The 12,501-nt window shown below is 48.0% G+C and carries 8 protein-coding genes; 5 read left to right on the top strand and 3 right to left on the bottom strand.

Annotated elements, in window-relative coordinates:
- Positions 1-57 precede the first annotated feature (57 nt).
- The 5 genes from HCZ42_RS01920 (at position 58) to HCZ42_RS01940 (ending at position 8,537) form a co-directional block, all read left to right on the top strand.
- The gene (locus HCZ42_RS01920; RefSeq protein ID WP_167419099.1) at positions 58-1,779 is read left to right on the top strand and encodes a glycoside hydrolase family 9 protein; all 1,722 of its coding nucleotides are present in this window, start codon (positions 58-60) and stop codon (positions 1,777-1,779) included.
- Between the two features lies 1 nt (position 1,780).
- A complete protein-coding gene (locus HCZ42_RS01925) occupies positions 1,781-2,656 on the top strand; it encodes an N-acetylglucosamine kinase (RefSeq protein ID WP_167419100.1) in 876 nt (291 codons plus the stop codon).
- A 10-nt stretch (positions 2,657-2,666) separates the two neighbouring features.
- On the top strand, positions 2,667-4,577 hold the full coding sequence (locus HCZ42_RS01930) for a beta-N-acetylhexosaminidase (RefSeq protein ID WP_167419224.1): 1,911 nt from the start codon (positions 2,667-2,669) through the stop codon (positions 4,575-4,577).
- 88 nt (positions 4,578-4,665) lie between these two features.
- Positions 4,666-7,071, top strand: coding sequence for a GH36-type glycosyl hydrolase domain-containing protein (locus HCZ42_RS01935; protein ID WP_167419101.1), 2,406 nt, complete (start codon positions 4,666-4,668; stop codon positions 7,069-7,071).
- Positions 7,072-7,124: 53 nt separating this feature from the next.
- Positions 7,125-8,537, top strand: coding sequence for a phosphoglucomutase/phosphomannomutase family protein (locus tag HCZ42_RS01940; protein ID WP_167419102.1), 1,413 nt, complete (start codon positions 7,125-7,127; stop codon positions 8,535-8,537).
- Between the two features lie 77 nt (positions 8,538-8,614).
- Here HCZ42_RS01940 and HCZ42_RS01945 read toward each other — a convergent pair whose 3' ends face one another.
- From HCZ42_RS01945 to HCZ42_RS01955, 3 genes are all read right to left on the bottom strand, one after another.
- A complete protein-coding gene (locus HCZ42_RS01945; protein ID WP_167419103.1) occupies positions 8,615-9,646 on the bottom strand; it encodes an ABC transporter ATP-binding protein in 1,032 nt (343 codons plus the stop codon).
- Positions 9,646-11,271 (bottom strand): ABC transporter permease, encoded by a 1,626-nt coding sequence (locus HCZ42_RS01950; RefSeq protein ID WP_167419104.1) that lies wholly within the window; start codon positions 11,269-11,271, stop codon positions 9,646-9,648. The genes HCZ42_RS01945 and HCZ42_RS01950 overlap by 1 nt, the downstream gene beginning before the upstream one ends.
- A 191-nt stretch (positions 11,272-11,462) precedes the next feature.
- The gene (locus tag HCZ42_RS01955; RefSeq protein WP_167419105.1) at positions 11,463-12,476 is read right to left on the bottom strand and encodes a Fe(3+) ABC transporter substrate-binding protein; all 1,014 of its coding nucleotides are present in this window, start codon (positions 12,474-12,476) and stop codon (positions 11,463-11,465) included.
- Between the last annotated feature and the right edge of the window lie 25 nt (positions 12,477-12,501).

A 12,501-nucleotide genomic window follows, 5' to 3' on the forward strand; every position in this document is an offset into this window, starting at 1 on the left:
AGGGCCTACGCTCTTGGCTCCAACTGCACAATAGTTACCAGATTTTCGGAGTATTTGATGCTGCTACTTACTAACCATCTTGGTTATGAATCCCTTGGGCCAAAACAGGCTGTATTGATGACTAGCAAGCCACGCCTTTCTTCAACCACTGCGCTATTGGTATGTGCCGACAGCCATCAAACTGTTGCTAACTTTAGTATTGATTCTGGCACTAAGGTTGCAAACTGGCACCAAGGGAATTTTTTTCGCATTGATTTCTCTGAATTTAGCCAAATCGGCCAATTCTATCTGCGCGTAGATAATCTACGTTCAGAACCATTTAAAATTGAGCAAGGTTTGTTGCTCAAGCATACTTTGTCCGACGTTTTACACTACTTCAAATCGCAACGCTGTGGCGGCCGTTTCGATAAACAAGACCACAATGTTCCTTTGCTGGGAACCAACACAACCGCAGATGTTCACGGTGGCTGGTATGACGCCTCCGGTGATGTGAGCAAATACCTCAGTCACTTATCTTATTCAAACTACCTCAACCCTCAGCAAACACCGATGGTTGTATGGAACATGCTCCGTAGTCTAGAAATAACCGCTAACAACGAACAAGTTCCACTGAACACCAAAGTCCGTTTAGCCGAAGAAGCGCTATACGGCGCAGATTTTTTAGTTCGCATGCAGAACGAACAAGGGTTCTTTTACATCACGGTGTTTGATAAATGGTCGAAAGACATCAAACAACGCGAAATCTGTGTGTTCGCTACTCAGGAAGGTCATAAGACCGACGACTTCCAAGCAGGTTTCAGACAAGGCGGTGGAGCTTCAATAGCGGCGTTGGCAGCGGCTGCGCGTCAGGATGAATGCGGCGACTACTCTCAAGAGCAGTATTTGCAAGCCGCCGAAAAAGGTTACTGGCATTTACGCGAGTTCAACCTTCAATATCTTAACGATGGTGAAGAGAACATCATCGACGAATACTGCGCATTACTCGCCAGTGTTGAACTGTTTAAAACGACCCAAAATCCCGATTACCTTGACGAGAGTCGTTACTGGGCAGACAAACTTCAATATCGTCAGCAAAATGACGAACAATTTGCTCATTTCTGGGCAGCAAATCTGGACGGATCGCGACCTTATTATCACGCGGCCGAAGCAGGTCTGCCCGTGATCGCTCTGTGTGCGTACTTAGACATCGAAACGGACGTCTCACTGTCGGCGGCAACTTTAAGCACGATTGAACAAGCCGTCAGTTTCGAACTAGAGATTACGCAAGCGGTAGACAATCCGTTTGGTTATCCGCGCCAATACGTAAAAGGGGTGAATAGCGCCAAGCGTGATGCGTTTTTTGTCGCACAAGACAACGAAACGGGTTACTGGTGGCAAGGTGAAAACGCACGCTTAGGTTCTTTAGCATCTATGGCGTTCATCGCCCTTCCATATATCAAAAACCAACAGCTACAACAGCAACTACTGTCGTACTCGCAAAACGCACTCAACTGGATACTGGGTTTAAACCCCTACCACATGTGCATGCTCGATGGTCACGGTTATAACAACCCAGATTACCTCCCCCAGCTTGGTTTCTTTAACGCCAAAGGCGGGATTTGTAACGGTATTACGGCAGGCTTTGAAGACGAACAAGACATCGCATTCAACCCTGCGGGACAAAAAGACGACATGCTACAAAATTGGCGCTGGGGTGAACAATGGATCCCTCACGGCGCTTGGTATTTGTTAGCCATCGTCACGCAATTTAATCACTTTAACGAGCACAAGGATTACTAACATGACGCTTTATTATGTTGGCATTGACGGTGGTGGCACTTCTTGCCGTGCTCGCATTCGTGACGAGCAAGGCAATTTTATCGGTGAAGCGAAAAGCGGCAGTGCGAATATTATGCTCGGCGCCGAGATCGCGATGGAGTCGATCCTAGATTCCATCACTCAAGCGGCCCAGCAAGGAGGCTTATCTGAGAAGCAGTTTGCCAAAATGCACGTTGGTTTGGCGCTTGCTGGCGCGGAGCACAAGTCATCATGGCAGAAGTTTATGGCGCTCTCTCACCCATTTGCTTCTATCGTGTTAAATACCGATGCATACGGTGCTTGCGTCGGCGCTCACAACGGTGACGATGGCGCGATTATGATCGCCGGAACGGGCTCTTGCGGGATCTACCTGCAAGGCAGTGAGCAACATATCGTGGGTGGACGCGAGTTTCCAATCTCTGACCAAGGTGGCGGCGCTGTCATGGGGCTACGCCTAATCCAGCAAGTGTTATTGGCAGAAGATGGTATCGGTGAAAAGACCGCACTCGCCGAGCACGTGATGGCACATTTTGATAACGACGTCGACCAAATCGTTGAATGGTCAAAAACCGCTCTACCCCGTGACTACGGACAATTTTCGCCAGCCATTTTTAAACATGCAGAGCAAGGCGACAGCTTGGCCATCGCGATGCTTAAACAAACTGCAGCTGACGTAGAAATGTTTCTTGTGGCACTCAACCGTAAAGGCGCTACGCGTATCTGCTTAATGGGTAGTATCGCAGAACGCATCAAAGCGTGGCTTTCGCCCCCAGTGCAAAGTTGGGTTGTGACACCTCAATTCGATGCTATCGAAGGTGCACTGATGTTTGCCGGCAAACCAGCGCACAATCTATATTGAGGGTTGAATGATGAGCTTTCGTGTCGAACTCGCCGTCTTATCAGAGCACAAGCACTACTGTCGCTTTGGCTTAACCGTGCATAATTTAACCGATCAGGACCTCAACGATTGGCAACTGCAGTTTATTACTGACCGTTATATCCAACCAGACAGCTTCACCAATGGCCACATCAAGCAAATTGGTAGTTTTTGTATGGTCACTCCAAGTAGCAATTTGTTGAGTGCTAACCAGCACTATTACTGCGAATTCAGTATTGGTAATGCGCCACTGCGTTTTTATACCGACGGTCTAAAAGACGCCCTTATCCTCGCAGAAGGTAAAGCGATAACCAGCCCGATCACATTAACACCAATTGCCTTGGCGTCACCGTATCGAGAGCGCAGTGAACTTCCGGCTGTCGAAGCAAGCACTTTGCCACTGATCCCAATGCCAAATAAGCTTGAGCAGCGTGAAGGATTTTTCACGTTATCTCCATCTAGCCAAATCACGTTACAAGCTGCCTTAGCAGAAAAAGCCGCAACTTGGCTACAACAAGAACTAAATCGATTGTTTGGCTTTACCAGCAAAGCGATCGGACAGAGCGACATTCTATTTCGCAATAACCCAACATTGGATGAAGGCGAGTATCAGCTTAGCGTTTCCAGTTCGGGAATACGTCTAGAGTCAGCGTCAAGCGTTGGTTTTGTCCACGCCAGCGCGACACTATTGCAATTGATCAAGTGCTCCGACAGCTCAGAGTTGCAAGTCCCGTACGTAAAAATCAGTGACAGTCCTCGATTTAAGTATCGTGGCATGATGCTCGACTGCGCACGCCATTTTCACCCGGTTGAACGAGTCAAACGCCTCATCAACCAGTTGGCACATTACAAGTTCAATACCTTCCACTGGCATCTCACCGATGACGAAGGTTGGCGTTTAGAAATTAAAACCTTTCCGCAGCTCACCGATATTGGGGCGTACCGTGGTAGCGGAACACCATTAGAGCCTCAATATAGCCATCTCAACAGTGTTTATGGTGGTTTTTATTCGCAAGAGCAAGTCAGAGAAGTGATCGCCTTTGCTGAAGAGCGCGGCATTACCATCATTCCTGAAATTGATATTCCTGGTCACTGCCGCGCGGCGATTAAGTCGCTACCTGAACTGCTGCAAGACCCACAAGACGCCTCGCGATACCGCAGTATTCAGCACTACAACGACAATATTCTTTCACCTGCACTTCCGGGTACGTATGAGTTCCTCGATAAAGTGCTGGAAGAAGTGGCCGAACTGTTTCCGTCCAAATGGATACATATCGGTGCAGATGAAGTGCCTGACGGCGTTTGGATTGAAAGCCCAGCTTGTCAACAACTAATGGCGCAGCACGGTTACCAAACGGCAAAAGAGCTGCAAGGTCACTTGCTTCGCTACGCGGAACAAAAACTTCGCTCGCTTGGCAAACGTATGGTCGGCTGGGAAGAAGCTCAGCATGGTAACAAAGTCAGCAAAGATACGGTGATCTATTCATGGTTGAGTGAAGAAGCCGCGTTGAACTGCGCCAAACAGGGCTTTGACGTCATTCTTCAACCAGGCCAATCGACCTACCTCGATATGACCCAAGACTACGCGCCAGAAGAACCCGGGGTCGATTGGGCTGCCGTGATCCCATTGGAGAGCGCTTACCAATATGAGCCTTTAGCGGAAATCCCAGACAGTGACCCGATCCGTAAACGTATTCTCGGTATTCAGTGTGCTTTATGGAGTGAAATCGTCATTACTCAACAACGTATGGATTACATGATTTTTCCACGCTTAACTGCGATGGCAGAAGCATGCTGGACCGAAAAAACGCACCGTAACTGGGAAGATTATTTGTCTCGATTGAAAGGACACTTGCCATTCCTCGACAAGCAGAACATTCAATACAGACAACCTTGGAAATAACACGTGGCCAATGAGCAACTTATTAAAGTTTTCACTAGCTTAAAAATTTTGGCTACCAATGTGGTAGCTTGGTAAAAAGGAAATTAACATGAAATACGGCTATTTCGATAACGACAATCGTGAATACGTCATCACTCGCCCAGACGTTCCTGCGCCATGGACTAATTACTTAGGCACAGAAAAATTTTGTACTGTTATCTCCCACAACGCAGGGGGATACTCATTCTACAATTCTCCTGAATATAACCGTGTTACTAAGTTCCGACCAAACGCGACCTTTGACCGCCCGGGACATTATGTTTACCTGCGCGATGACGAGACGGGTGACTACTGGTCAATCTCATGGCAACCGGTAGCGAAAAGCCTAGACGAAGCGAACTACGAAGTTCGTCACGGCTTGTCTTACTCTAAATTCAAGTGTGAATACAGCGGTATCACCGCGACGAAAACGCTCTTCGTACCAAAAGGCGAAGATGCTGAGATTTGGGATGTGGTGATCAAAAACACCTCAGACAAACCACGTACTATCAGTGCGTTCTCATTCGTTGAGTTCTCGTTCAGCCACATCCAGTCAGACAACCAAAACCACCAAATGTCTTTGTACTCGGCAGGCACTGCTTACAAAGATGGTGTGATTGAATACGACTTGTACTACAACACCAACGACTTCGAGGGCTTCTACTACCTAGCGTCCACATTCGACCCAGACTCATACGATGGCCAACGCGACAGCTTCCTAGGCCTATACCGTGACGAAGCGAATCCTCTGGCAGTAGAACAAGGTAAGTGTTTCAACACCGCACAAACGTGTTACAACCACTGTGGCTCACTGCACAAGCAATTTACTATTCAACCGGGTGAAGAAGTTCGTTTCGCTTACATCCTAGGTATCGGCAAAGGCAATGGCGAGCGTCTACGTGCGAAGTACCAAAACCTGGCAGAAGTAGATAACGCGTTTGCTGGCATCAAAGCACACTGGGATGAGCGTTGTGGCAAGTTCCAAGTGAAATCGCCAAACGAAGGGCTGGATACTATGATCAACGCTTGGACACTATACCAAGCGGAAACGTGTGTTGTTTGGTCTCGTTTTGCATCCTTCATCGAAGTCGGCGGGCGTACCGGTCTTGGTTACCGTGATACCGCACAGGACGCGATTTCAGTACCACATGCAAACCCAGCGATGACGCGTAAGCGCATTGTTGACCTACTGCGCGGCCAAGTGAAAGCGGGTTACGGTCTACACCTATTCGATCCAGATTGGTTCGACCCAGAAAAAGCTGACGTTAAACCATCTAAATCTCCAACCGTTGTTCCTACGCCTTCTGATGAAGACAAGATCCACGGCATCGAAGATACCTGTTCTGATGACCACTTGTGGTTAGTGCCAACGATCTGTAAGTACGTGATGGAAACGGGTGAGCACAGCTTCTTCAACGAAGTGATCCCATACGCTGATGGTGGCGACGCAACGGTGTATGACCACATGAAAGCCGCACTAGACTTCTCGGCAGAATACGTGGGTAAAACCGGTATCTGTAAAGGTCTGCGCGCAGACTGGAACGACTGTCTAAACCTAGGTGGTGGCGAATCATCAATGGTATCTTTCCTGCACTTCTGGGCGCTGCAAGAGTTCATCGACCTAGCAAAATACCTAGGTAAAGACGCTGACGTTGAGAAATACACCGAGATGGCGGCAAATGTTCGCGAAGCGTGTGAAACTCATTTGTGGGATGACGAAGGCGGTTGGTACATCCGTGGTCTAACCAAAGATGGTGACAAGATCGGTACCGCGCAACAAAAAGAAGGTCGTGTACACCTTGAGTCAAACACGCTGGCAGTTCTTTCTGGCGCGGTATCTCAAGAGCGTGGTGAGAAAGCGATGGACGCTGTTGATGAGAACCTGTTCTCTGAGTACGGCCTACACCTCAACTCCCCGTCGTTTGCAACACCAAATGACGATATCGGGTTCGTGACTCGCGTGTACCAAGGCGTAAAAGAGAACGGTGCAATCTTCTCTCATCCAAACCCTTGGGCATGGGTAGCGGAAGCGAAACTGGGTCGCGGTGACCGTGCGATGAAGTTCTACGACGCACTTAACCCATACAACCAAAACGACATTATCGAGAAACGTATCGCAGAACCGTACTCATACGTGCAGTTCATCATGGGTCGTGACCATCAAGACCACGGTCGTGCAAACCACCCATGGTTAACCGGTACATCAGGTTGGGCTTACTTTGCGGTGACGAACTTTATCTTGGGTGTTCGTACTGGTTTCGACGGCCTGACAATCGACCCATGTATTCCGACTAACTGGCCTGGCTTTGAAGTGACTCGTCAATGGCTTGGCGCGACTTATAACATCAAGGTAGAGAACCCGAATTCCGTCAGCAAAGGCGTGAAATCTATCACTATCAACGGTGAAGCAGTATCTGGCGCGGTGCCTGTACAAGCAGAAGGCAGTGTTAACGACGTTGTCGTTGTGCTTGGCTAATTAAGCGCGGAGCCTCCTCGTGAGGCTCCTGCTATGAATTAAGGATTATCAATATGATCAAATTCGGAACAGGCGGTTGGCGCGCATTTATTGGTGAGGAATTTACCAAAGATAACGTGCGCCTTGTCGCTCAAGCAGTAGCCAACATCATCAACGCTGAAAATGTTGCAAAAAACGGCTTTGTCATCGGTTATGACCGCCGCTTTTTATCTGATAAAGCCGGGCGTTGGTTTGCCGAAGTACTCGCAGCAAACGGCGTATCCGTCAGCTTTATCGACAAGTTTGTCCCAACACCGATTGTGATGTTCAAGGCAAAAGAGATGGGCTGCGCTTATTCGGCGTGTATTACCGCTTCCCACAACCCTGCTGATTATAACGGCGTCAAAATCTTCATCGAAGGTGGCCGTGATGCAGACGAAGTGATCACACAAAAAATTGAAGCACAAATTGCGGTATTGAGTGCTGAGAAAGTTCAAAGCGTCGACTTCGAACAAGCGGTAGAAGACAAGTTAATTGAAGTAATCAATCCAATGAACGAGTTCGTGGATTCCATCATTAACTTTATCGACATCGAAGCGATCAAAAAGGCCAACTTGCGCGTGTTGATCGACCCGATGTTTGGTGTGGCGAAGAATGCTCTGCAAACAGTGTTGATCAACGGTCGTTGTGATGTGGACGTGATCAACGATGGTAAAAACCCAGATTTTGGTGGCCTAATGCCGTCACCTAGCGCTGCGACACTTTACCGTTTGATGCACCTCGTCTCAGAACAAGGTTACGACATTGGTATCGGTACCGATGGTGACGCGGACCGACTCGGTATCATCGACGAAAAAGGTCACTTTATCCATCCCAATGAAGTGCTGATCCTGTTGTACTACTACTTACTCGAGTACAAAGGCTGGTCTGGCTCTGTAGTGCGCAACATTGCTACTACCCACCTGTTGGACAAGATTGCAGAGGACCACGGTGAGAAGTGCTTTGAAGTACCAGTAGGCTTTAAGCATATCAGTTCGCAGATGGAAGCAGATGACTCGTTAATCGGCGGTGAAAGCTCGGGCGGTTTAACCATTCGTGGCCACATTAAAGGTAAAGATGGCGTATTTGCCTCAAGCCTATTGGTGGAAATGATTTCAGTCACGGGTAAAAAGCTTTCTGAGCTACTGGACGAAATCTACGCCAAATACGGTTACGCTTACATGGCGGAAGGTGACTGCAAGTTCAAGCCTGCGCAGAAAGAGATCCTGCACAACCGCATTTACGTTGAGAAGCAACTCCCTGACTTTGAGTTTGAAATTGAAAAAGTCAGCTACGAAGATGGTGCAAAAGTCTACTTCAAAAACGGTGGCTGGATCATCGCAAGATTCTCGGGAACCGAACCATTGCTGCGTATCTTTGCCGAAATGGCTGACAAAGAGACCGCAGAACACGTGGTGCAGCAATTTAAGGACTTCTTACAACTGTAACTCTCATCTGTTTATTAAACACAAAACAAAAGCCCAGCGTATCGCTGGGCTTTCTCTATTCGCAAAGGATGATTCGATTAAAAGGCAAGTACGCCTTGCGTTTCTACTTTGACTGAAACCATTTGGCCAATAGACAGTGGCTCTGCTGAACTCGCCAATAACTTACTGCCACCTGCGTCGATAACATAGCGACAGTGGTCACCCATAAACTGCTGCTCAAGTACGGTCACGCTACTCTCTTCAGTCGCGGCGATCTGTACGTGTTGAGGACGCAGTAACAGCTCACAGCTTGCCTCAAGTTCAATGTGTTGTTGCGCTTGCGCTTCCACTACACCCAATTCGGTCGAAAATTCAGATTCTGAAATTCGTTTCGCCGCTAAGTAACTGCCACCGCCAAGGAAATCGGCAACAAACTTACTCGATGGTTTATAGTAAAGCTCGCCAGCAGTACCGTACTGCTCAATCACACCGTGATTCATTACCGCCATCTTATCAGCGAAAGCAAACGCCTCTTCACGACTGTGAGTAACAAAAATCGCCGTTACACCCTGCTTCTTAAAGATCTTGCGGATCTCACCAATCAGTTCATGGCGAACTTGGGTATCAATATTGGAAAACGGCTCATCGAGCAACAACAGGTCTGGTTTATATGCCAACGAACGGGCAATCGCGACACGTTGCTGCTGACCACCAGATAACTGATGTGGGTAACGCTCACCAAAGTCCTGAAGGTGAACAAGTTCAAGCATTTCAGCGACTTTACTGCGCTTTTCTTCGACGCTACAACCTTTCAAGCCAAACGCCACGTTTTGTTCCACGGTTAAGTGCGGAAACAGCGCGTAATCTTGGAAGATCATACCGATATTGCGCTGCTCTGGTGGCATCCAGTTTTCACCATCATCAATGGTCATACAGTTTAAGCTCATCGTGCCTGAACTGAGCGGTAATAAACCGGCGATCGCTTTAAGCAGCGTGGTTTTGCCACAGCCACTGGCACCAAGTAAGCAGACGATTTCACCGTGTTCCACTTCTAATGACAGCGACTCCAGCACAGTCGTGTTTTGGTCGTACTTACAGGTCAAATCTTGAATCGAAAGTGCGCAGCTCATTAGTGTGTATGCTCCAGTGAACGGTTAATCAACACCAGTGGAATTAATCCCACCAAAACCAACAAAACAGCAGGAAGAGCGGCCAGCTCCAAGTGCTCGTCTGAGGCAAAATTGTAAACGTAAGTCGCTAATGTCTCGAAGTTAAATGGACGCAATAGCAGAGCCGCATTCAACTCTTTCATCGACTCAATAAACACCAGTAGACCGGCGATCAAGGCGCCACGACGGACCAACGGAAAATGGACTCGCCACAGCATTTGGTTGGAGTTACACCCCATAGTGCGAGACGCCATATCCAGCGACGGAGATATCTTGCCTAAACTGCTCTCGATACTGCCAATCGCGACCGCAGAGAATCGCACTACCATGGCGAAGATAATCGCAAACATCGAGCCAGAAAAGATTAACCCTGGTCTGCCCCACTCCATGGCTTTCGCGATATCGTTGACCAAGTGATCCATAAATAGCACAGGCACCATAACACCGATCGCCAATACCGTGCCAGGTACTGCATAGCCCATCGATGCCAATCGCATAAACGCTAAGCTTTGGCGTCCCGGATTTAAACGCTGACAGAAGTTGACCAATAGCGCGACCGACACGCCGATGATTGCAGCCGCGACGGAAACATACAGGCTGTTTAACGCGAACTCGCGGAACTCACTCGTCCAGCTTTGGGCAAAATATTTGTAGGCGTAAATCAGTAACTGACCAAGCGGGAAAATAAATGCCACACACACCAATCCCCAACACCAGGTTAATGCCAACCACTTTTTCCAACCATTCAGCTCATAGCGGAAATCTTCACGACTATTGAACTGGCTTTGGAACAGCTTCTGCCTACGTCGGCTAAAGCGTTCTGCGCTAAGAAGCAAAATAACAATGACCAGCATGATCGCCGAGATTTTGGCCGCTGCGGTCAGGCTTGAGTAGCCTAGCCACGTGTCGTAAACCGCAGTGGTTAAGGTGTTGACGGCAAAGTAACTCACAGTGCCGAAATCCCCCACGGTTTCCATCGCAACCAACGACAGGCCAACAGCAATGGAAGGACGAGCCAAAGGCATAGAAATACGGCGAAAGCTCTCCCATGGAGAACATTTAAGTAGGCGTGCAGATTGCAACAGAGAAACGTTTTGCTCCATGAACGCAGCGCGCGCAAGCAGGTAAACGTAAGGGTACAGCACCAAAGAGAGGACAAACATCGCCCCTGTTAACGTGCGGATGTCTGGGAACCAGTATTCACCAGGCCCCCACCCCGTGATATCACGTAGCAGGAGTTGTATCGGCCCAGCGAAATCAAACCAATCGGTGAAGATGTAGCCGACGATATACCCCGGCATCGCCAACGGTAAGACCAATGCCCATTGCAGTATGCGCTCACTTGGTAAGCGGCACATCGCCATGATCCAAGCAGAAGGAATACCAAACACCAACGCTAACGCCATGGTGCCAAGCACCAATACGATAGTGTTATAGGTGTAAGTAGGCAGCACGGTCGACATCAAATGCGCGAACAGATCGTCGGTTTCGCCTACTGCGGTAAAAAATATCGCTAAGATCGGTAAAACCAGTAGCAAAGCAAAAGCTCCACTACTGGTTTTCCATAAATAATTCTTTTCTTTCATCGCCTAATTACAGCCAGGCTGAGTGAGAGATAAATGCATCTGCAAATACATCTCATATCCTTTTAATCGTTTAGGGCTAGTTATACCCTTATAAACAAACAACCTCAAGTTACCCTGATAAAAGAGCGACTTGAGGCTGTAAATTTATCATCGGTGAGTGAAGTTCTCACCGAGTCAAATCAAACTAACGATTAAAGGTCGAACTTAACTTCGTCTAGTAGCTTGATCGCCGCTTCGTGGTGGTCAGCGATTTCGTCTAGAGAGACAGTATCAGCTTTAAACTCACCCCAAGATGCGACTAGCTCTGAAGGTTTAACGTCTGCTTTTACTGGGTATTCGAAGTTTACTTCTGCGTACATGCTTTGCGCTGTATCACCCGCTAGGAATTCCATCAGCTTAAGCGCGTTCTCTTTGTTTGGCGCGTATTTCGCCATTGCCATACCAGAAATGTTTACGTGTGTACCCGTAGTGTTCTGGTTAGGGAAGTTGATGTATACCGCGTCAGCCCAAGCTTTTTGCTCTTTGTCGTTAACCATTTTGCCTAGGTAGTAGCTGTTGCCAAGAGAAACGTCACATAGACCTTCTTTGATCGCTTTAACCTGAGCACGGTCGTTACCTTGAGGTTTACGAGCTAGGTTTGCTTTTACGCCTTCTAGCCATTCTTTAGTCGCAGCTTCACCTTGGTGAGCGATCATAGAAGACACTAGAGATACGTTGTATGGGTGCTTACCGCTACGAGTACAGATCTTGCCTTTAAACTCTGGCTTCGCTAGGTCAGCGTAAGTGAAGTCATCACCTAGTTTGCCTACGCGGTCGCGAGAAGAGTAAACGCTACGAGTACGAGTTGTTAGTGCAAACCACTCGTTTGCAGTATCTTGGTATTGAGCTGGAATGTTCTTTTCTAGAACTGGGCTCTCAACAGGCTGAACCACGCCTTTCTTAGTTAGCTCTGATAGACGCGCGATATCCACAGTCAGAAGCACGTCAGCTGGGCTGTACTCGCCTTCTTGAACAAGTTTTTCTGCGATACCTTCTTTAGCAAACTTAACGTTTACTTTAATGCCTGTCTCTTTAGTGAACTCTTTAAACATAGGCTCAACCAAGAATGGCTGGCGGTATGAGTAAACGTTCACTTCTTCAGCAGCCATAGCCGTTGGAGCTAGTGTTGCACAAGCTAAAGCAGAAAGAGTTAGCACTTTTTTCATGGTTCAATCCTTTAAGTATTCGTAA

It is taken from the genome of Vibrio hepatarius (assembly GCF_011806575.1).
Taxonomy (GTDB): Bacteria; Pseudomonadota; Gammaproteobacteria; order Enterobacterales; family Vibrionaceae; genus Vibrio; species Vibrio hepatarius_A.